Source organism: Cellvibrio sp. (assembly GCF_039207905.1).
GTDB lineage: Bacteria > Pseudomonadota > Gammaproteobacteria > Pseudomonadales > Cellvibrionaceae > Cellvibrio.
Genome location: NZ_JBCECX010000031.1, coordinates 26,107 through 47,553 on the forward strand (window position 1 = coordinate 26,107; position 21,447 = coordinate 47,553).

A 21,447-nucleotide genomic window follows, 5' to 3' on the forward strand; every position below is an offset into this window, starting at 1 on the left:
TTAAATTGGGTTACTGGATAATTAGCGGTCAACGTCGGCCATTACAAAGTCGATACTGGCCAGGTAAGCAATCAAATCCGGAATCATGCTGCCGTTAATCACCGACGGCATTTGCTGCAAATGCGCAAAACTCGGTGTACGGATACGCGTGCGATAACTCATAGTGGAGTTGTCGCTCGTCAGGTAATAACTGTTGATGCCTTTGGTTGCCTCAATTAACTGACTCGCCTCACCTGCTGGCATGATTGGACCCCATGACACACTCAGGAAGTGAGTGATCAAGGTCTCGATGTGCTGCAGGGTTTTTTCTTTCGGTGGCGGACAAGTTAAATGATGGTCTGCTTTGTACGGACCTTCAGGCATGTTTTCCAAACACTGCTTGATGATACGCAAGCTCTGGCGCATTTCTTCAACGCGAACCAGACAACGATCATAAGCATCGCCGTTATGAGCAAGAGGAACATCAAAATCAAAATTCTGATAACCGGAGTAAGGACGTGCTTTACGCAAGTCAAAATCAATACCGGTTGCACGCAAACCTGGTCCAGTTACACCCCACTCAATTGCTTCTTTAGAGTTGTACTGGGCGATACCAATGGTACGTGATTTTAAAACGCTGTTTCTGATTGCCGCTTTCTCGTATTCAGCAAGACGCTTAGGCATCCACTCAACAAAATCGCGCACCAGTTTTTGCCAGCCGTTTGGAAGATCATGAGCAACACCGCCGATACGGAACCAAGCCGGGTGCATACGTCCACCAGTGATTGCCTCGATTACGTCGTAGGCTTTCATACGGTCGGTAAACATGAAGAAAATCGGTGTCATGCCACCAACGTCCTGGATGTAAGTACCCAGGAACAACAGGTGACTGGTGATGCGGAAGAACTCAGCCATCATCACACGAATAGTTTCAACACGTGCAGGCACTTTGATACCCGCAAGTTTCTCAACTGCCAATACGTAAGGCAGGTTGTTCATTACCCCACCGAGATAATCGATACGATCGGTGTAAGGTATATAGCTGTGCCAGGATTGACGCTCACCCATTTTTTCCGCACCGCGGTGGTGATAGCCAATATCCGGAACACAATCGAGAATCTCTTCACCATCAAGCTGCAACACGATACGGAAAGCACCGTGCGCACTTGGGTGGTTAGGACCAAGGTTAAGGAACATGAAGTCCTCATCCTGGGTACCGCGTTTCATGCCCCACTCTTCCGGGTTAAAACGCAAACCTTCCTGTTCAGCGTCCTGCTTGGCAGCATTCAACATGAAAGGATCGAATTCAGTTGCGCGCGCAGGATAATCCTTACGCAGAGGGTGCCCTTTCCAGGTACGCGGCAACATGATGCGCACCAGCAATGGGTGACCATCAAACTCGATGCCAAATAAATCCCACACCTCACGCTCATACCAGTTAGCATTTGGCCAGATTTTGATAACACTGGGGAGACTCAAACTATCTGATGAGAGAGCAACCTTGATGCGGATATCGCTGTTGCGCTCAATCGAGAGCAGATGGTAGAAAACGGTAAAATCAGACGCTGGCAAACCATAGCGATGAGTACGTAAACGCTCATCCATCGCACTCAGGTCATACAGCATTGAATAAGGCTTCGGTAGATCACGTAAAAAACGCAATACCTCAACCACCTTATCGCGCGTTACCCAAAGTGTAGGAACGTCATCTTTGGTAGGTTGAACCACGAAGGTTCCCTCACCAAATTCAGCAAACAGTTCGCTCACTACCTGAGGCAAAGCGGTATCTAGAGTCGCATTCTCAGCCATCTATCAGCTCATCACTAAAATTAAAATTCTTTGAAGGGGGGGGCGCAAACCTACAGGTTATACGCCATCAGGCTCACGCAGGTTTACTACCTGGATACGTTCAGCCTGTTTAACATCCCGCTGCGCTGGCATCACCGGACGATAGACGCCTTGATCACCACCAACCCATGTCAATGGGCGACGCTCTTTACCAATCGATTCCTGCAACAGCATTAAACCTTGCAAAAAGGCTTCAGGACGTGGGGGGCAACCTGGGATATACAAATCAACCGGCAGGAATTTATCAACGCCCTGCACAACTGAGTAAATATCGTACATGCCACCGGAGTTTGCACAGGAACCCATGGAAATAACCCACTTAGGCTCAAGCATTTGGTCATACAAGCGCTGAACAACCGGAGCCATCTTCATAAAGCAGGTACCGGCGACTACCATCAAGTCAGCCTGGCGGGGTGATGCACGAATTACTTCTGCGCCGAAACGGGCGAGATCGTGAGGCGCGGTAAAAGCGGTCGCCATTTCCACGTAACAGCATGACAAACCAAAGTTATAAGGCCATAGGGAGTTTTTACGTCCCCAGTTGACTGCGCCGTGGACCATGTCCTCCAGCTTGCCTAAATAAATATTTTTGTGAACCTGATCTTCCAGTGGATCACTTACCCGCTCCCGGGGCTGCTCAGGGTAGCGAACTTCTGAATTGTCGGAATCAATACGCGTCAGGGTATAGTCCATCAGGAAAACCTCAGGATTCTTAAAACTTAATTGGAATTTACAGTAGCGTCAGTCTTGGTTTTAGCTTTGGTCTTATCGTTAATACGGCGACGACGCTTTTCAGATGACCAGTCGAGCGCACCAATGCGCCAGATATAAATAAGACCAACGAGAAGAACAGAAACGAAAATCACGACCTCGATAAAACCGGCCCAACCGCTTTCACGAACAGAGACTGACCAAGCGAAGAGAAACAATGCTTCAAGATCGAAAATTACGAAAAACATGGCGACCAAATAAAACTTCGCCGAGAGACGTAGGCGTGCACCACCTACAGAGACAATACCGGATTCAAACGGCTCGGTTTTAGCCCTGCCCTTACTACGCCCACCCATGAGAACGGGAATAGCAAGCATAAATACACAAACAAAAAGAACGCCAAAGATATAAACAGCGAAGGACCAGTTATGCGCAATGGTGTCAATTGACATCAAGTAATCTCCAACAGCGAATCACGCAAAATGCAAATAATACGCAGATGATAATTAATCTTATTGCGATAGTAGAATGCAAGGTTTATGATGTCGTCACTAACCCAGCATGCTCGACAAAAAGACTTACGAAATTTGAGGCGAATTGAAATCGGCCGGCATTCTCTATGGATAACTATAAGCAGTGTGCAAAAAAGGCGTAAATTCCGTCATTAAAAATCGCATTCCCTACGCAAAAATGCCTGCACCACCAAAGTGTTTTGAAAACCGCTTATGGAAACGCACCGCATTGTAGCAACTATCGAACCAGACTCAAACCTCGATTACAAAAAAGTTTCATGTATTTGAAGCACTTACTGCAAAAAATTTCTATTCGCAATGAAAAATAGTCTAATTAATAACCGCCTTCATTCTATTTCTGCGATTTCACACTAGAGCCTTTCCCCTGGACAGGTACAATGTCCATCAAATTATAGCGATGCGAATCCGGTCGACGAAAAAGAAAATCGCCCGACAACTGCTCGCCGATTTATTGATACCGCGCTTATCGATTATTTTTCTCATTAAATAGTGATTCAGGTTTTCTATGGTTTTGCACTCTCCTGTTACCCCTCCCCTCTCCACTCGCTCCGGCAACCGACAATCATGGGGGCAGCTTCATGGCAGTGCACAATCTCTTGCGATTGTTAATGCAGCATTAGCACATAACGGGTTGAGCTTGGTTGTAACAGCAGACACCAGCTCCGCTATTCGCCTCGAAAGCGAATTATCTTTTTTTGCAAAAAATCAGGAAAAGCTCTCCGTCCTGCATCTGGCCGACTGGGAGACACTTCCCTACGACACCATATCGCCACATCAAGATATTATTTCGGAACGCTTAAGTACCCTTTATAAATTGCCCGGCATTAAACAGGGAATCCTTGTAGTCCCAGTCACAACACTGCTACAGCGGTTAATGCCGCAGACCTATCTTGTTGGCAACAGTTTGATGGTCGCCGTCGGTGAGAAGATAGACACCAATCAATTACGCTCCAATCTTGAGCGCGCTGGTTACCATTGTGTCGATACCGTTTATGAACACGGTGAATTTGCTGTGCGCGGTTCACTCATGGATATTTTCCCCATGGGCAGCGACAGTCCCTATCGCATCGATCTATTTGATGACGAAATCGAAAGTCTTCGCACTTTCGATCCCGAAACGCAAATGACGATAGACAAAGTCGATAAAATTCAATTGCTACCCGCAAAAGAGTTCCCACTGAATAAAAGTGGTATCAGTCTATTTAAGCAGCAATGGCTTGAGCGCTTCGATGTAAATCATAAAGCCTGCCCTATATTCCAGGACGTCAGCGCCGGAATTTCACCACCCGGAATTGAATACTATCTGCCGCTGTTTTTTGAAAGCTGTAGCACCTTGTTTGATTACCTTCCACAAAATACGCAAGTGTACTCATTGGGCGACATTGAAAGATCAGCCGAAAACTTTTGGGTTGAACTATTACGCCGCTACGAGAGCCGCCGCGTAGATCCGCTGCGCCCACTGCTCGCGCCACGCGATATTTATCTCGCTATTGATGAGTTCTTCGGCCATTTAAAAAACTATTGCCGCACCTTTATTGAGGCTGGGCAACTTGACGATAAAGCAGGGAATTACAACTTTTCTACACTGGCAACGCCGTCGCTTCCTATCAGGGCACAAGCAGAAAACCCACTGGTTGCGATCCAGGCCTTTTTAATGGAGTTCGATGGCCGCGTATTATTTTGTGCAGAATCTGCTGGCCGCCGTGAAACACTGCTGGAGCTGTTAAGTCGAATTAGAGTAAGACCAGCAACGGTAAATAGCTGGAGCGAATTCCTCACCCAAAACGAAAAGCTTGCCATTACTGTCGCACCATTAGAGCAAGGCCTGCTGCAAACAGATCCCAAGATTGCATTAATTGCCGAGTCACAATTATTTGGCGAACGCATCCAACAGCAACGTCGACGCAAGCAAACCCAAGACAATGCCGACCTGATCGTAAAAAACCTGACCGAACTAAAAATCGGAGCCTCAGTTGTTCATATTGATCACGGCGTCGGGCGTTATCGCGGCCTCGAAACGATTACCATCGACAACCAAACCAATGAATTTTTGACATTGGAATATGCGGATGAAGCCAAGCTCTATGTTCCTGTCACCAGCCTACATTTAATTGGCCGTTACAGCGGCGCAGAGGATGACTTAGCGCCGCTGCATCGATTAGGCAGTGAATCCTGGCAAAAAGCTCGCCGCAAAGCCGCTGAACAAATTCGCGATACCGCTGCAGAATTACTCGAAGTCTATGCGCGCCGCGCCGCGCGTAAAGGTCACGCATTTCCTGACCCCAAAACAGCTTATGAAGCATTCGCCGCAAGCTTTCCGTTTGAAGAGACGGCCGATCAGCAGCGTGCAATTGAAGCTGTTCTTCAGGATATGCTTTCATCCAAACCAATGGATCGACTGGTTTGTGGTGATGTAGGATTTGGCAAAACTGAAGTGGCGATGCGCGCCGCATTTATCGCTGCTCACGGCGGAAAACAGGTAGTGATACTTGCCCCGACTACCCTGCTCGCCCAACAACATTACGAATCATTAAAAGACCGGTTTGCCGATTGGCCAATTACCGTTGAAGTGCTCTCACGCTTCCGCACCACCAAAGAAGTGAATCAGGTACTTGAACGTCTTGCCGAAGGCAAAGTAGATATAGTCGTTGGTACACATAAACTCTTATCGCCGGATATTAAATTCAAAAATCTTGGTCTATTAATTATCGATGAAGAGCATCGTTTTGGTGTGCGCCAAAAAGACCAGATAAAAGCCTTGCGTGCCGAGATTGATATTCTCACCCTGACCGCCACACCTATTCCACGCACATTGAATATGTCGATGGCGGGCATTCGTGATCTATCTATTATCGCAACACCACCGGCACGTCGTTTATCGGTAAAAACGTTTGTGCGAACTTATGATGAAGCGACGATTAAAGAAGCGATCCTGCGCGAAATTTTGCGCGGCGGCCAAGTTTATTATCTGCACAACGAAGTGGATACCATTGAAAAAGTCGCACGTGATTTACAAGAGCTGATTCCCGAAGCTCGTATTGCTGTTGGCCACGGACAAATGCGCGAGCGCGACCTTGAGCGCGTCATGTCGGATTTTTATCACAAGCGCTTCAACATCATGGTATGTACAACCATTATCGAAACCGGGATCGACATCCCCAGTGCCAATACCATTATCATTAATCGTGCAGACAAATTTGGTCTTGCGCAGTTGCATCAATTGCGCGGACGCGTGGGCCGATCACACCATCAAGCCTACGCCTATTTATTAACGCCAGATCGCCGCGCAATGACCGATGATGCACACAAACGCCTCGAAGCCATTGGCGCGGCGGAAGACTTGGGTGCGGGCTTCACCTTGGCAACTTACGATATGGAAATTCGCGGTGCAGGTGAATTGCTAGGCGAAGAACAAAGCGGCCAAATCCAAACTATTGGTTTCTCGCTTTACATGGATATGCTTGATCGCGCCGTTAAAGCCATTCGCCAAGGCAAACAGGCCGATCTGGAAAAAGCGCTCAGCGAAGCAATCGAAATCAATCTGCGCATCCCTGCATTAATTCCCGCAGATTATTTACCCGATGTACATACGCGTCTCGTTATGTACAAACGGCTTGCCAATGCCGATAGCGAAGAATCCTTGCGCGACCTGCAAGTTGAAATGATTGATCGCTTTGGTCTCTTACCTGAGCAAATTAAAAACCTGTTCCGCGTAACCCAAATCAAACTGAATGCCGAGGCTATTGGCATCACCAAATTGGAAGCCAATAATCGCGGAGGCAAAGTGGAGTTCGCGAGCGATACGCGTGTAGACCCGCTGCTCATTGTGAAACTGGTACAAAGCCAACCGCGCATTTATAAATTGGAAGGCGCCGACCAATTAAAATTCGTGATGGATATGGATACAACCGAAAAACGAATCCAGACAGTGGCGGATTTGTTGACCTATTTAAATCCTAAAATAAACTGATTCTCACACTGGATATCATTCAGGAACTTAATATGTTATTAAAAAATTTGGCTGCTTTTTTATTTGGCTGCAGAACAAACAGACTGATCCAGTCGACTGTTTTACTGGTGATAAGTACTAGCCTCTACACCACAACAGCAAATGCCCAACAACAGCCGACGGCTACTTTTAGCAATCATGAAGGTTGGTATCAAGTCGAAATGATTGTGTTCGCGCGCAACGACAGCAACAATCAGGAGCACTGGCCCAGCAATATCAAATTGCGCTACCCAAGTAATTGGGTTGAATTGAAAAGCTCAGGCTCGGGTATTGATACCACCAAAGAACAATTTTACATGTTGCCCGCCAACGAGCGACTGCTGAATGCACAAGCACAAAAGCTGCAGCGCAGTGGACGCAACGAAGTGTTATTTCACAATGCCTGGCGCCAAGTCATCACCAATAAAAATAGTGCAAAATCTATCATCATCACTGGCGGACAAACATTCGGCCAACACCAATCGCTTGAAGGTAGCATTCGCTTAAGCGTTGCCACTTATCTGGAATTGCAAACCAATTTATGGTTTGCACAATTTGAAAGTAATACAGGTACAGAACCAAGCGTAAAATGGCCAGAATTACCAGTACCACCCACTAAAGTAGCAGCAACTGCAAATACATTATCCGCTGATTCAGAAATGGAATTGGAACAAGCCCTTGCCAATGACAAAGCGCAGCAACAGGAAAGTAATTCATCGACAACACAAGGCAGTGCTTTTAATACAAGCAATATTATTTTGCTGCAACAGGAGCGCGATATGCGCAGCAATGAAATTCACTACATAGATCATCCGGTGGTGGGCATTATTATTCAGATAACACCTTATCCTCCAGTAGCTACACCGTCTGTAAGCAGCGCTGAATAATTACACGCAATTTTCTACGTACAAATAAAAACACCGGCAATTGCCGGTGTTTTTATTTAATACATAAGTGAAGTTTACATCAGCCCAGCAGTACTACATCTTCCGCTTGTAAGCCCTTATCACCTTGTTGTAACTGAAATTCAACATTTTGACCTTCAGCCAATGAGCGGTAACCTTCCGCACGGATATTTCGGTAATGCACAAAAATATCCTCGCCTCCTTCTCCTCTGGTTATGAAACCGTATCCACGCACGTTGTTAAACCATTTAACAGTGCCCATTTCACGATCTGCCATATGAAACACCTCTACAGCCTTGCTGCTTATTGTTATTTGCTCGGTTTGCTTCATCCGTTGATCGCCAGCGCAACAGGCTAGCCGCTATCCAAAACCGGGTTAATAGAACTAAAAAACCCGCGTTAACAGATATTAACAAAACTTGGAAATAAGAGGTGATTTTTTTGTCGCTTATTTGCCCAAGTAGGCACATTCATCGACAAAAAAGCTAGGCTAATGCACGTTTCGCCATGTAAGCCGCATAATCCGGCACCCAATGTTGGGATTCACCGTTAAAAAGCGGCGATGACACCATAAAATCAGCTGAGCTTTGGTTGCAAGCAATCGGGATATTCCACACCGCTGCAATGCGCAGCAAGGCTTTTACATCAGGGTCATGTGGCATTGGTTCGAAGGGATCCCAGAAAAAAATTAACATATCCAGCTTGCCTTCAGTGATTAACGCACCCACTTGCTGATCCCCGCCTAAGGGGCCGGAAATAAGCTTGGTAATGGGTAAACCGGTTTCATTTTCTATCAGTGTACCCGTGGTTCCTGTAGCGAAAAGTGTATGCAAACTAAGATCTGCGCGATGCTTTTTACACCAGGCTAAAAGATCTTTTTTTCGATTGTCATGCGCAACCAATGCAATCGATTTTGCGGCCGGCAAACTTATTTCTTTGTATTCCATAAAATCCACCCGGTTAATTCATAAAGTGAGGAATTAAATCGCTAGCAACTAATTTATCAGTAAAAAAAATGACCTTGCCTGAGTATAGACAGAATCACTCAGACAAGGCCATCTTCAATAACAGCTGTAAAAAAATCACAGCAGTAAGAATGACTAATACTTAATGACTTAACTCTAACAATAATTTGTTAAGACGTTGCACATAAGCTGCCGGGTCTTGCAGCTGTGCCCCCTCAGCGAGATTCGCTTGGTCAAACAGGATATGCGCCAAATCACCAAAACGTTCGTCGCTAGTTTCCTGTTCCAGTTTTTTCACTAAAGGATGCTCAGGGTTTAGCTCAAAAATAGGCTTGGACTCAGGCACTTTTTGTCCTGCAGCTTCAAGGATGCGACGCATTTGTGCGCCCATGTCGTGATCACCTACAACAACACAAGCCGGAGAATCTGTCAGACGGTGGGTAATGCGCACTTCGGATACTTGATCCTCCAATGCTGTTTTTGCGCGCTCTAATAATGGTTTCAAGGCTTCCGCCACTTTTTCTTGCGCTTGCTTTTCCTCTTCGCTGTCGAGCTTACCTAAATCGAGTTCACCCTTACCTACATCTTGCAAAGATTTGCCATCGAACTCAGCCAAGTGGCTCATCAACCATTCGTCAACGCGATCACTCAACAACAATACTTCAATGCCTTTCTTGCGAAAAACCTCAAGATGCGGGCTGCTTTTTGCAGTGTTGAAATTTTCGGCGGCGATATAATAAATTTTCTCCTGCCCTTCTTTCATCCGCGCCACATAATCGTCAAGCGATTGGTTCTGCTCGGCAGTATCAGTATGGGTTGAGGCAAAACGCAGCAGCTTGGCAATTTTTTCGCGGTTAGCAAAATCTTCTGCCGGACCTTCTTTAATGACTTGGCCAAATTCTTTCCAGAAAATGCTGTAATTTTCCGGTTCACTTTTCGCCAGTTTCGCCAGCATATCCAATACCCGTTTGGTCAAGGCCGAACGCATGCTGTCGATGTTAGGATCTTTTTGCAGGATTTCGCGGGAGACGTTCAAACTCAAATCGTTAGAGTCCACTACCCCTTTGATAAAACGAAGGTACAACGGCAGGAATTGTTCCGCATCATCCATAATAAAGGTGCGTTGCACATACAATTTCAAACCACGCGAAGCATCACGATTGTATAAGTCATAAGGTGCACGCGCAGGAATGAACAACATACTGGTGTAATCCAGATTACCTTCCACGCGGTTGTGGCTCCAGCTCAGTGGATCGGTAAAATCATGGCTCACATGCTTATAAAATTCTTTGTATTCTTCGTCAGTCACTTCTGAACGTGAGCGAGTCCAAAGCGCAGTAGCGGTATTGATAACTTCATCCTCTGGCTCTGCTGTTGCAGCATCCTCACCAGCAGGAGTTTGTTTTTTCATTACCACCGGAATTGCGATATGGTCAGAATATTTTTTGATGATAGAACGCAAACGCCAGTGATCAGCAAATTCCAACGCATCATCTTTCAGATGCAACTCAATCGTCATACCGCGATCAGCTTTTTCCACTGACTCAACCGTAAACTCTGCATCACCGGTACATTCCCAGCGCACTGCTTCATTTGCGGGCGCACCTGCGCGGCGAGTTGTTACGACAACTTTGTCGGCAACAATAAATGCAGAGTAAAAACCAACACCAAATTGACCAATCAATTGCGCATCTTTTTTCTGGTCGCCAGACAATTTTTGCATAAATTGCGCAGTGCCTGATTTGGCGATAGTACCCAGGTTTTCAATCACTTCATCGCGCGACATACCTATGCCGTTATCGCTGATGGTCAGTGTCTTTGCATCTTTATCGAAACTGATGCGAATTTTTAATTCCGTATCACTTTCGTATAAATCACCATTTGATACCGCTTCAAAACGCAATTTATCAGCCGCATCCGACGCATTGGATACCAGCTCACGCAGGAAAATTTCCTTGTTTGAATATAACGAGTGAATCATCAAATGCAGCAACTGCTTGGCTTCTGTCTGAAAGCCACGGGTTTCTTTGCGGGCATCAACGGTCATTTTCTAACTCCTGGGTACATACACAAAGGTGTGAACGAATAACAACCGCCAGTAACGGCGGAGATGTCCACTAGATGGGGTAAGCCTTAAGGAATTCAAGGGTATAAAAGAGAGGGAGAAAATTCAGACAATAAAAAAGCCGCTAAAAAGCGGCTTTTTTAACGATTTTGGTAGGACTAAGCAGACTCGAACTGCTGACCCCCACCATGTCAAGGTGGTGCTCTAACCAACTGAGCTATAGTCCTAAAGAGGGGCGCACTTTACCAAGGTGAATCCGCAAGGACAAGACCCAAAATGACTTTTTTGCACCCTTCCCTATTCACTGCGAATCATTGACCCAAGCCGCGTGCAAGATCGGCTTTTAAATCACCAATATCTTCCAAACCAACGGCAATACGAATCAGGTTTTCGGTAATGCCTGCGTCAGCTTTTTGCTCTGGCGACAAACGACCATGTGTAGTGGTTGCCGGATGGACGATAGTGGTTTTGGTATCGCCCAAATTAGCGGTAAGCGACATGATGCGTGTTGCATCGATAACCTTCCAAGCTTCGTCTCTTCCACCTTTTACACGGAACGATAAAACACCACCAAAAGCGGTTTGCTGCTTGGCCGCTAACTCATGACCCACATGACTTGGTAACCCGGCATAAAACACTTTTTCCACATTGGGATGTGCATTGAGCCATTGCGCCAATTCCAATGCATTACGCGAGTGGGCTTCCATCCGCAGGCGTAATGTCTCAAGGCCTTTTAAAAATACCCATGCGTTAAATGGACTCATGGTTGGTCCGGCGCTGCGAATAAAACCGAGCACTTCATCTACGTATTTTTTTGAGCCAGCGACAACACCACCGAGGCAGCGACCTTGACCATCAATATATTTAGTGGCGGAATGAATAATTAAATCCGCCCCAAACGCCAATGGTTTTTGCAATGCTGGTGTGCAGAAGCAATTATCGACCGCCAGTAACGCACCGCGAGCATGAGTTAAATCAGCAAGGCGTTGAATATCAATTACATCGCACAAAGGGTTTGATGGAGTCTCAACAAAAACCAATTTGGTATTGGCGGTAAAACCCGACTCCCACTGCGCAAAATCAGTTGGATTAACAAAGGTCGTAGTCACACCAAACTTTTGTAAAAATTTGGTGAAGAGCACGGTTGTTGTACCAAACACGCTGCGCGAACATAAGATGTGATCACCGGATTTCAGTAGCGCAATGCAGGTCGACAAAATTGCCGCCATACCGGATGAAGTTCCAACTGCTGATTCTGCACCTTCCAACGCGGCGATACGCTCTTCAAACATACGCACAGTTGGATTGGTATAGCGCGAATAAACGTTGCCCGGTTGCTCACCCGAGAAACGATCAGCTGCTTCTTGTGCGCTCGCGAAAACATAGCTTGAAGTGAGAAACAAGGCTTCGCTGTGCTCACCTTCATGCGAGCGCGATTGCCCGGCGCGAATCGCGAGTGTGTCCAGTGCTGCACCGAACAACGGATCCTCAGCTAAATGTTCGTCAAATTTTTCCATACTCATCAACTCAATAATTTATCCGCGCGCTGCACCATTGTGTAAACCAATTGGCAGCTCCATTTGTTTGACGGATTTCTTGCCTGATTTAGCACTGTCATTACGCGCTGCTGCAACCTTCTCCAAATATTCCGGAGTAACGTCGCCAGCACAGTATTCGCCGTTAAATACGGCACAATCAAATTCGGTTACTTTGCTATTGCCTTCGGCAGATGCAGCAATTAGATCCTCAAGATCTTGATAGATCAGCCAATCAGCGCCGATTTCTTCACACACTTCCGCTTCACTACGACCACTGGCAATCAGCTCGGTCGTTGTTGGCATATCGATACCGTATACGTTGGGATATTTCACCGCAGGTGCTGCCGAAGCGAAATACACTTTTTTCGCGCCTACATCACGCACCATCTGGATAATTTGCTGACAAGTGGTGCCGCGTACGATGGAGTCATCTACCAACAATACAATTTTGTCTCTGAATTCCAACTCAATTGGGTTCAACTTTTGGCGCACGGATTTTTTACGCTGTTGCTGACCAGGCATAATAAAGGTTCGGCCGATGTAACGGTTTTTCACCAAACCTTCGCGGAATTTTACACCCAGCTTTTGCGCGAGAGCCTGACCTGCTACGCGACTGGTATCCGGAATAGGAATAACCACATCAATGTCATGATCCGGACGTTCGCGCAGAATTTTTTCGGCCAGTTTTTCGCCTTGGCGCAAACGTGCTTTGTACACCGAAATGCCATCCATAATGGAATCCGGACGCGCAAAATATACATGCTCAAAAATACACGGAGTCAAACGTGGTGACTTAGCGCATTGGCGGCGATTTAATTCACCTTCCTCAGTGATATAAACTGCCTCGCCCGGTGCAACATCACCGAGTAACTCAAAGCCCAACACATCAAGCGCAACGCTTTCAGACGCAACCATATATTCAACGCCGCCCTCTTCCGACTGACGCTTGCCATACACTAACGGGCGAATACCGTTTGGATCGCGGAAGGCAACCAAGCCGTAATTAGCGATCAAGGCTACTACTGCATAACCACCAGTCACACGGTTATGAACACCAGCAACGGCGGCAAACATATCGTCGGCAGTCGGGTTGAGCTTGCCTTGCATTTGCAGTTCATGTGCAAATACGTTGAGCAATACTTCTGAATCTGAATCAGTATTTACATGACGCAAATCAGTTTTGAAAATATCTTCGTTGAGCTTATCGGCATTGGTCAGGTTGCCGTTGTGCGCAAGGGCAATACCGTAAGGTGAGTTAACATAAAAAGGTTGAGCCAATGCCGGACCTGAGCTACCTGCTGTCGGATAGCGGACATGTCCGATCCCCATAGTGCCGAGCAAGCGCTGCATATGGCGGGTTCTAAATACATCTTGCACCAGACCATTCGCCTTCTGCTGGCTCATGCGTCCGTTTTCGCAGGTGACCATACCGGCGGCATCCTGACCGCGGTGCTGCAAGATGGTCAACGCATCGTAAAGTTGCACATTCACATCGCGTTTACCCACAATACCTACAATGCCGCACATAAGTTTGCCTCAATAGCTATTAACAACTTTAAACTTTTTGACCGCTTTCAACACTGCCAAACAATGTCATTAACCACTGGCTAAGCTGGTCATAAGCAGTCCTGACCCATTCCTCGCACGCAAGGAAATGGGGAATTAATTGTGACTGTTTCCACCACTCTTCTTCATTGACCGGAATAAAACCAGGCAAGAGAATCAACAATGCCATCACGATAATAAATGCGCGCGCCGCACCAAAAACCATTCCCAGAAGACGATCAGTGCCGGACAGACCTGTAGCACGTACCAAAGCACCAATGAGATAACTCAGCATAGCGCCCAGCAATAGAGTCGCGATAAATAAAACGGCATAAGCCGTCATTATACGCACAGAGGGTGATTCAATTTGGTCGACCAGCAGAATTTCAAGTTGGCCGCCAAACACCTTGGCCACAAGCACTGCCGCAACCCAGATTATTAATGAGAGGGCTTCACGCATAAAACCACGAATCAAGCCGATCAAACAGGACAGGGAAAAAATCCCGACAATGGCCCAATCAGCCCAAATCATTCGCCCGTCCGCTCCAAAATCATTGATGAGAGGTTTACAGAGGCGCGCATTCTAACAGAGGCGTGAGAATATGGCTTTAGGGTTTGAAGGGTAAAACAAGCGAATTCACTTTCAGATGCTTGTCTAATTGAGTCTTGATCGCAATAGCCTGCGCCTTATCCTGCTTGGGTCCAATAAATACGCGATAAATAGTCGCATTGGCACTTGGAACAGCACGGACGTAAGCCTTATGACCTTCCGCCTGCAATTGATCACGCAATTTGTTTGCCCCTTCTTGAGCACTAAGGCTCGCCACTTGAATTACCCAAGTATCCGGTAAACCTTGGGCATTTAAGGGGAGCTCCGGAACTGCAGCAACACTGGAAACAGATTTAGAAGAGACGGCATGCGCAGATGATGCAATTGCAGCCACTTCAGCAGTTGGAGCAACTTCTTCTGCGGGCGGTATCTGGGTAACCGAAACGGCTTCACTTTCATCAGGAACAAACATAGTTTCCGGTGCAGGTGCCGATTCAATTCCGTCGGGTCGCTTGGGCTCATTAAAACCAACAGCGGTGATACTCGGGCGACCGGGAATATGGGAGCTGGTATCAACCTGGTATTGCTGACGATCCTTGAAAAAGCTGGGCAAGAAAAGTACGGCAATTGCTGCAAGAACTGCTGCGCCAATTAATCGATGTTTTACGGATTCTCTCACCTAAAACCTCTGCACAAAAACCTGTTATAAAAACGTATGCGATGAAACACCATCACTAAGGCATTGCATTTAGCGTCTGCAAACCTGCGGCAACTGTATAAAAAGATCCAAACACAAGAATACAATCGCCTTGATTGGAGTTTTCGTAAGCAGCCTCTAAACAATTGGCAACAGAGCCAGAATACTGACTCCCCCGCCCTAGATCGACCAAATTCTGCTGCAATTGTTCAACACTTGCCGCACGCGGAATAAAGGATAAATCGGCGATATACCAGCTGTTGATCTGATCTTTTAGGTTATACAAGCTTTGTGCGCGATCTTTATCAGCCATCATTGCCACTATGCCATGGATTTTTGCATCGGCAGCAACAGTCTGCACCAAACGCTCAACCAGATAAGCGGTTGCAGCCGGGTTGTGTGCAACATCAAGAATGACTTGCCGCTCGCGCCACTGCACCAACTGAAAACGACCGGGAACACGCAATTCTGCTACGCGGGAAAAGGCATCTAACTGCAGCAAATCCAAACCGAGAAGTCTACCCACTTGCAAGGCCGCAGCGATGCTCGGCAAAGGCAGTTGCGGAAGCGGTTGTGCAGCAAACGTCGAACTGTCACTCCACCAATCCCACGCAGAATCACCGTTAACTGAATAACCGAAATCGCGCGTTATTAGATACAGTGAAGCCGAAAGCTTTTGTGCGTGATCCAATATTGATTGGGGCGGATAAAAATCTGCACAGACTACCGGTCTGTTCGCACGCATTATCCCGGCCTTTTCATAACCAATTGCTTCACGGTTATCGCCTAACCAATCCATATGATCGAGCGCAATACTGGTAATCACAGCGACATCCGCATCAATAATATTTATTGCATCAAGACGACCACCGAGCCCAACCTCCAACACCATCGCACTTACTTGCCGGCGACGAAAAATTTCCAGAGCAGCTAAAGTACCGTACTCAAAATAAGTCAGGCTGACAGAATCAGGATAATCAGGTGATACTTGTTGGCACGCATTAAAGATAGCCTCGAATGCAGAGCAAATTTCTTCGTCAGCAACAGGCTTACCGTTAACGACAATTCGTTCGTTGTAATGAAGTAAATGCGGAGAAGTGTAAACACCGACAGAGTGTCCTGCAGCATCAAGTAATGCTGCTGTAGCAGTTACACAAGAGCCTTTGCCGTTTGTGCCTGCAACGGTAATCACTTTTGCACTGGTGGTTAACAAGCCCATTCGCTGGGCCACACAGGTGATTCGGGCGAGACCAAGATCGATTTCGGTTGGATGGTTTTTTTCCAACCAATCCAACCAAGCGGGAAGCGAATTCAATTGCATAGGGTTAAAGTAGATAGCAATTAAACAGCGGCTTTGCGGGTAAACTTCGCCAACAGTGATGCCAATTTATCGCGCATGTCACGGCGATGAATAATCATATCGATGGCGCCATGCTCTAACAAAAACTCTGCGCGCTGAAAACCTTTCGGCAATTTCTGGCGAATAGTTTGCTCGATAATACTTGGGCCAGCAAAACCGGCACGAGAACCTGGTTCACAGATATTCAAATCACCCAGCAATGCAAGGCTTGCAGAAACACCACCGTATACAGGATCGGTCATTACTGAAATGTAAGGAGTGCCTTGCATTTTTAAACGTTCAATAACCGCGCTTGTTTTCGCCATTTGCATCAACGAAATCAACGCCTCTTGCATACGCGCGCCGCCGGTAGCGGAGAAACAAACAAAAGGAATATTTTCTTTTAGCGCGATGGTTGCAGCGCGAGTAAAACGCTCACCTACTACATAACCCATCGAGCCACCGTGGAATGCGAACTCAAATGCAACTGCAACGATAGGCATGCCTTTTAGTTCGCCACGCATTGCAACCAATGCATCTTTTTCGCCAGTTTCTTTTTGGGCCGTAGTTAGACGGTCTTTGTATTTTTTAATATCTTTGAATTTCAGACGATCAATTGGTTCTACATCTGTCGCCAACTCCTGCCGATTTTGCGGATCCAAAAACATATTCAAACGAGAACGCGCACCAACACGCATGTGATGATCGCACTTCGGACAAACGTCGAGCGTTTTTTCCATTTCTGGCTTGTATAAAACAGCATCACATTTGACACATTTTTCCCACAAACCTTCTGGCACTTTGTTGCTGCGCTTGGTATCAGTGCGGGAAATACTTGGAATAATTTTATCTAACCAACTCATGGTTGCTTCTCTGTGCTCTATTTCAATTTAATGGAGTAGGCTTGCTTGCCGAAGCAAGCAGGCGAAATTTTTTAACTATCAAATAGAATCTATAGCTGCGCGAATACCGCCGGCGATATCACCAACAGCCGCTGCAATTTCATCGGCACTTTTATCTACCATACTGCCCATTTTATCGACCAACACGCTTCCCACAACAACACCGTCAGCCAAGCTTGCAACTGCTTTTGCGGTAGCGGGATCTTTAATACCAAAACCCACACATACAGGCAGATCTTTTAATTGACCGAAGCTGTTCAGTTTTTCTTTTACCGCATCCACATCCAAATGGCCTGCACCGGTAACGCCTTTCAGTGAAACGTAATAGAGAAAGCCACTTGCATGACTGGCAATTTTTTGTGCGCGTTCCACTGTAGTGGTTGGAGCTAACAAGAAAATATTATCCAAACCATAGGTGTCAAGCTCGCGCTTTAACGTCACCACTTCTTCTGGCGGAAGATCTACGGTTAACAAACCATCAACACCTGATTCAGCAGCAGCTTTTGCGAACTCCGCGTAACCAAATCGCTCAACCGGGTTGGCATATCCCATCAACACTACTGGAGTAACGTTGTTGGTAGCGCGAAATTGCTTAACGACATCCAAAGTGCCTCTTAAGCTGATGTTGTGCTCAAGTGCGCGCTCATGGCTTTTTTGAATAACCGGCCCTTCGGCCATAGGATCAGAAAAAGGTACACCTAACTCAATGACATCTACACCCTGCTCTACCAATGCATGCAGAGTTGGTAAGGTCGCTTGAGGATAAGGATCACCATTAACCACATAAGCCACTAATATTTTTTTGCCCGCCGCTTTGGCTTGGCTTAACTGCTGGGAAATACGACTCATCGACAATTCCTGATTATATCTGCCGCCGCAGCAGCGATTTCTTGAAAACTTATCAACCCTTGCTGGTGTTAGACGGTAATGCCGTCTAATCCCGCCACAGTCAAAATATCTTTATCCCCACGACCAGAAAGGTTGGCGATAATAATTTGATCTTTACTCATGGTTGGCGCCAGCTTTTCTACGTAGGCCAAGGCGTGGCTGGATTCCAATGCCGGCATAATGCCTTCCGTTTTAGTGACCTTACGGAATGCAGCAAGCGCCTCGTCATCATTGATCGCAACATAATTAACGCGACCAATATCTTTCAACCATGAGTGCTCAGGGCCAACACCGGGATAATCCAAACCTGCTGAAACCGAGTGGGTCTCGATGATCTGGCCGTTTTCGTCTTCCATTAAATAAGTGCGATTTCCGTGCAAAACCCCCGGAATACCTTTATTGAGTGGCGCAGCGTGCTTACCTGTTTCTATACCCAAACCGCCCGCTTCAACACCGTACATTTTGACTGATTCGTCGGTAAGGAACGGATGAAATAAACCAATGGCGTTAGAACCGCCGCCCACACAAGCGACCAGCGCATCTGGCAAACGACCAGCTTGTTCCAAGCACTGACGACGCGCTTCACGACCGATAATCGACTGGAAGTCACGTACCAATTGTGGATAAGGATGCGGGCCGGCAACAGTACCGATAATGTAAAACGTGTCATCCACATTGGTCGCCCAATCGCGCATGGCTTCATTCATTGCATCTTTTAACGTGCGTGAACCTGAGGTTACCGGAAACACTTCCGCGCCTAGCAACTTCATACGGTACACATTAAGCGCCTGACGCTTCACATCTTCAGCGCCCATATAAACACGGCACTTCAAACCTAAACGCGCAGCCACAGTGGCAGTGGCAACACCATGCTGACCGGCACCAGTCTCGGCAATCACGCGGGATTTCCCGGTGAATTTTGCAAGCAACGCCTGACCAATGGTGTTGTTAACTTTGTGTGCGCCAGTGTGATTAAGATCCTCACGCTTCAAATAGATTTGCGCGCCGCCTAGTTCACGGGTCCAGCGCTCAGCAAGGTACAAAGGTGACGGACGGCCAACATAGTGGGCCATGTCTTTATCGAATTCAGCTTGAAAGCCAGGGTCATCTTTCAAGTTAGAGTAAATGGATTGAAGTTCATCGAGGGCGTATATCAACGTCTCGGAAACAAAGCGGCCGCCGTATGGACCGAAGTGACCTTCCGCATCGGGAAAAGCATTGTAATCAATGCCGGAATACTGCTCAGTATTGCTCACCGTTTAATCACCTGTAAGAAGCTGGCCTGCAGTTAATACACCGCAAGCCGAGCGTTATTGATAAAAGACATTATTTTGCCATGATCTTTTTTACCGGGTGCCGATTCTACACCACCGCTCACATCCACCCCATACACATGGGTTGTATGGATAGCGTCCGCCACATTTGCTGACGTTAAACCACCGGCGAGGATAATCGGCTTGCCCGGTGATTGTGGCACCCGCGCCCAATCGAATGTTTCGCCAGTACCCCCGGGTATTCCAGGTCGATATGCATCCAACAGAATGCCCGACGCGCCTGGGTAGTTAGCGATCTCTGCAGCGACGTCCAATTCTGGCCGCATCCGGATTGCTTTCATATAAGGGCGCTGAAACGATTCACAATAGTCTGGCGTTTCATCACCATGGAACTGCAGCAGTTGCAATGGCACCTGCGCCAATACTGCTGCCATAAACTCAGGGGCAGCATTTACAAATAAACCGGTCACTACCGTAAAAGGGCCTGCCACAAATGCAATTTCGCGCGCTTGTTCAAGCGTGACCGCACGCGGGCTGGCAGGATAAAACACCAATCCCAACGCATCGGCACCCGCATCGACGACAGCTCTCGCATCATCAACGTTGGTAATACCACAGATCTTTACTCGCGATCGAGACAAACGCTTACTCTCCAACGGCTAATCATTCACGCTCAAATGAGTATCAAAAAAGGGAGATGCATCAAAAATTAGGCGGGGATAATAACAGAACTTATAGTGAAAAGCCGCAAAACCACGGCTCCAGATTCAACCTTAAGGTGCAAAGCCACCCAAAGGTTCGGCAAAAAATAATGGCCCCGGTGCGCTAACAGGCAAGCCAAATTGAGCCGGATAATCAACACCAACCAGATAAAGTCCAAATGGCTTGGCGGTAACGCCGCCTGCACTGCGATCCTGTGCCGCCAAAACATCTGCTACCCAGCTGGCCGGTTTATCGCCCGCGCCTACGGCCATAAGAACACCGACAATATTGCGCACCATATGATGCAGAAATGCATTGGCCTGTACCTCTAACACGATCAAATCACCACGCCGCACGAGGTGCAAGTATTCAATCCGACGAACTGGACTTTTAGCCTGGCACTGGGTCGCGCGAAAAGACGTGAAATCATGCTGGCCAACCAAATGGCTTGCAGCTTCTCTCATCACATCAACATTCAATGGCCGAGACGACCAGGTAACTTGATCGTGAAGCAAGCCTGACGGCGTTTTCGCATCGGTTATCAGGTAACGGTAGGTTCGATTAAGCGCACTGAAACGCGCATGAAATTGGGGGATAACCTCTTTCACCCAACGAACACTCACTGAGTCCGGCAGATGCGGACGAGTACCGCGCAACCAGGCCTTTTCCGGCCTTACCGCCAAGGTATCAAAATGAATGACTTGATTAGTAGCATGCACACCGGCATCTGTGCGCCCTGCGCACACCAGGCTCACAGGCTCATCCGCAATAATAGAGAGCGTCTTCTCAAGTGCCTGTTGCACTGTCTTGACACCATTTGGCTGAACCTGAAAGCCGTGATAATCGGTTCCCTTATACTCAATACCCAATGCAATACGATGCATCCCCTCCGGCCAAATGGTATCAGCCACCACTTCACCATTGCGTGCATAAGGCTTGGATGTAGGAACGTAGTTTTGACTCATCGAAAATGGACCACCACCAAAATCTGGGGATACAAAAATAAAAAAGCCTTGCA

General features: G+C 47.1%; 18 protein-coding genes and 1 tRNA gene. 2 read left to right on the forward strand and 17 right to left on the reverse strand.

The window, feature by feature from the left end:
- Nucleotides 1-21: 21 nt before the first annotated feature.
- The 3 genes from nuoC to AAGC78_RS16685 are packed head-to-tail and all read right to left on the reverse strand — an operon-like array spanning nt 22 to nt 2,990.
- Nucleotides 22-1,788, reverse strand: a complete 1,767-nt coding sequence (nuoC, locus tag AAGC78_RS16675) for an NADH-quinone oxidoreductase subunit C/D (protein WP_435785234.1) — start codon at nt 1,786-1,788, stop codon at nt 22-24.
- Between the two features lie 57 nt (nt 1,789-1,845).
- A complete protein-coding gene (locus tag AAGC78_RS16680) occupies nt 1,846-2,520 on the reverse strand; it encodes a NuoB/complex I 20 kDa subunit family protein (RefSeq protein ID WP_435785235.1) in 675 nt (224 codons plus the stop codon).
- A gap of 26 nt (nt 2,521-2,546) precedes the next feature.
- Nucleotides 2,547-2,990, reverse strand: a complete 444-nt coding sequence (locus AAGC78_RS16685; protein WP_435785236.1) for an NADH-quinone oxidoreductase subunit A — start codon at nt 2,988-2,990, stop codon at nt 2,547-2,549.
- Between the two features lie 586 nt (nt 2,991-3,576).
- On the opposite strand from AAGC78_RS16685, the gene mfd reads away from it, so the two are divergent.
- Together mfd and AAGC78_RS16695 are read left to right on the forward strand one after the other, a co-directional pair.
- Nucleotides 3,577-7,041, forward strand: a complete 3,465-nt coding sequence (mfd, locus tag AAGC78_RS16690; protein WP_435785237.1) for a transcription-repair coupling factor — start codon at nt 3,577-3,579, stop codon at nt 7,039-7,041.
- A gap of 32 nt (nt 7,042-7,073) precedes the next feature.
- A complete protein-coding gene (locus AAGC78_RS16695) occupies nt 7,074-7,946 on the forward strand; it encodes a CsiV family protein (RefSeq protein ID WP_435785238.1) in 873 nt (290 codons plus the stop codon).
- Nucleotides 7,947-8,025: 79 nt separating this feature from the next.
- Here the strand turns inward: AAGC78_RS16695 and AAGC78_RS16700 are convergent, their stop codons facing one another.
- The 14 genes from AAGC78_RS16700 to truA all read right to left on the reverse strand — a co-directional run bounded on the left by AAGC78_RS16700 (nt 8,026) and on the right by truA (nt 21,394).
- Nucleotides 8,026-8,241 carry a cold-shock protein gene (locus tag AAGC78_RS16700; RefSeq protein WP_133682220.1) on the reverse strand — a complete coding sequence of 72 codons (216 nt, stop codon included), beginning with the start codon at nt 8,239-8,241 and terminating at the stop codon, nt 8,026-8,028.
- Between the two features lie 208 nt (nt 8,242-8,449).
- Nucleotides 8,450-8,911 (reverse strand): methylglyoxal synthase, encoded by a 462-nt coding sequence (locus AAGC78_RS16705; RefSeq protein WP_435785239.1) that lies wholly within the window; start codon nt 8,909-8,911, stop codon nt 8,450-8,452.
- 160 nt (nt 8,912-9,071) lie between these two features.
- Nucleotides 9,072-10,976 carry a molecular chaperone HtpG gene (gene htpG, locus AAGC78_RS16710; protein WP_435785240.1) on the reverse strand — a complete coding sequence of 635 codons (1,905 nt, stop codon included), beginning with the start codon at nt 10,974-10,976 and terminating at the stop codon, nt 9,072-9,074.
- Between the two features lie 168 nt (nt 10,977-11,144).
- A tRNA-Val gene (locus AAGC78_RS16715) sits at nt 11,145-11,221 on the reverse strand.
- Nucleotides 11,222-11,305: 84 nt separating this feature from the next.
- The gene (locus tag AAGC78_RS16720) at nt 11,306-12,511 is read right to left on the reverse strand and encodes an O-succinylhomoserine sulfhydrylase (RefSeq protein ID WP_435785241.1); all 1,206 of its coding nucleotides are present in this window, start codon (nt 12,509-12,511) and stop codon (nt 11,306-11,308) included.
- 18 nt (nt 12,512-12,529) lie between these two features.
- Nucleotides 12,530-14,059, reverse strand: coding sequence for an amidophosphoribosyltransferase (gene purF / locus AAGC78_RS16725; protein ID WP_435785242.1), 1,530 nt, complete (start codon nt 14,057-14,059; stop codon nt 12,530-12,532).
- A gap of 28 nt (nt 14,060-14,087) precedes the next feature.
- The gene (locus AAGC78_RS16730) at nt 14,088-14,609 is read right to left on the reverse strand and encodes a CvpA family protein (protein WP_435785243.1); all 522 of its coding nucleotides are present in this window, start codon (nt 14,607-14,609) and stop codon (nt 14,088-14,090) included.
- A gap of 76 nt (nt 14,610-14,685) precedes the next feature.
- Complete coding sequence (locus AAGC78_RS16735; protein ID WP_435785244.1) at nt 14,686-15,306, reverse strand: SPOR domain-containing protein; 621 nt, start codon at nt 15,304-15,306, stop codon at nt 14,686-14,688.
- 55 nt (nt 15,307-15,361) lie between these two features.
- Entirely contained in the window at nt 15,362-16,645 is a 1,284-nt protein-coding gene (gene folC / locus AAGC78_RS16740; RefSeq protein WP_435785245.1) for a bifunctional tetrahydrofolate synthase/dihydrofolate synthase, read from the reverse strand.
- A gap of 20 nt (nt 16,646-16,665) precedes the next feature.
- A complete protein-coding gene (gene accD, locus AAGC78_RS16745) occupies nt 16,666-17,526 on the reverse strand; it encodes an acetyl-CoA carboxylase, carboxyltransferase subunit beta (protein WP_435785246.1) in 861 nt (286 codons plus the stop codon).
- Between the two features lie 78 nt (nt 17,527-17,604).
- Nucleotides 17,605-18,414: a tryptophan synthase subunit alpha gene (trpA, locus tag AAGC78_RS16750; protein WP_435785247.1), complete on the reverse strand. Its 810-nt coding sequence runs from the start codon at nt 18,412-18,414 to the stop codon at nt 17,605-17,607.
- Nucleotides 18,415-18,482: 68 nt separating this feature from the next.
- Nucleotides 18,483-19,709, reverse strand: a complete 1,227-nt coding sequence (gene trpB / locus AAGC78_RS16755; RefSeq protein ID WP_435785248.1) for a tryptophan synthase subunit beta — start codon at nt 19,707-19,709, stop codon at nt 18,483-18,485.
- A 32-nt stretch (nt 19,710-19,741) separates the two neighbouring features.
- The gene (locus AAGC78_RS16760) at nt 19,742-20,368 is read right to left on the reverse strand and encodes a phosphoribosylanthranilate isomerase (RefSeq protein ID WP_435785249.1); all 627 of its coding nucleotides are present in this window, start codon (nt 20,366-20,368) and stop codon (nt 19,742-19,744) included.
- 132 nt (nt 20,369-20,500) lie between these two features.
- Complete coding sequence (truA, locus tag AAGC78_RS16765; protein WP_435785250.1) at nt 20,501-21,394, reverse strand: tRNA pseudouridine(38-40) synthase TruA; 894 nt, start codon at nt 21,392-21,394, stop codon at nt 20,501-20,503.
- Between the last annotated feature and the right edge of the window lie 53 nt (nt 21,395-21,447).

Coding starts and splice junctions, on each gene's coding strand:
- nuoC (WP_435785234.1), bottom strand. CDS start 1,788: ATGGCTGAGAATGCGACTCTAGATACCGCTTTGCCTCAGGTAGTGAGC.
- AAGC78_RS16680 (WP_435785235.1), bottom strand. CDS start 2,520: ATGGACTATACCCTGACGCGTATTGATTCCGACAATTCAGAAGTTCGC.
- AAGC78_RS16685 (WP_435785236.1), bottom strand. CDS start 2,990: ATGTCAATTGACACCATTGCGCATAACTGGTCCTTCGCTGTTTATATC.
- mfd (WP_435785237.1), top strand. CDS start 3,577: ATGGTTTTGCACTCTCCTGTTACCCCTCCCCTCTCCACTCGCTCCGGC.
- AAGC78_RS16695 (WP_435785238.1), top strand. CDS start 7,074: ATGTTATTAAAAAATTTGGCTGCTTTTTTATTTGGCTGCAGAACAAAC.
- AAGC78_RS16700 (WP_133682220.1), bottom strand. CDS start 8,241: ATGGCAGATCGTGAAATGGGCACTGTTAAATGGTTTAACAACGTGCGT.
- AAGC78_RS16705 (WP_435785239.1), bottom strand. CDS start 8,911: ATGGAATACAAAGAAATAAGTTTGCCGGCCGCAAAATCGATTGCATTG.
- htpG (WP_435785240.1), bottom strand. CDS start 10,976: ATGACCGTTGATGCCCGCAAAGAAACCCGTGGCTTTCAGACAGAAGCC.
- AAGC78_RS16720 (WP_435785241.1), bottom strand. CDS start 12,511: ATGGAAAAATTTGACGAACATTTAGCTGAGGATCCGTTGTTCGGTGCA.
- purF (WP_435785242.1), bottom strand. CDS start 14,059: ATGTGCGGCATTGTAGGTATTGTGGGTAAACGCGATGTGAATGTGCAA.
- AAGC78_RS16730 (WP_435785243.1), bottom strand. CDS start 14,609: ATGATTTGGGCTGATTGGGCCATTGTCGGGATTTTTTCCCTGTCCTGT.
- folC (WP_435785245.1), bottom strand. CDS start 16,645: ATGCAATTGAATTCGCTTCCCGCTTGGTTGGATTGGTTGGAAAAAAAC.
- accD (WP_435785246.1), bottom strand. CDS start 17,526: ATGAGTTGGTTAGATAAAATTATTCCAAGTATTTCCCGCACTGATACC.
- trpA (WP_435785247.1), bottom strand. CDS start 18,414: ATGAGTCGTATTTCCCAGCAGTTAAGCCAAGCCAAAGCGGCGGGCAAA.
- truA (WP_435785250.1), bottom strand. CDS start 21,394: ATGAGTCAAAACTACGTTCCTACATCCAAGCCTTATGCACGCAATGGT.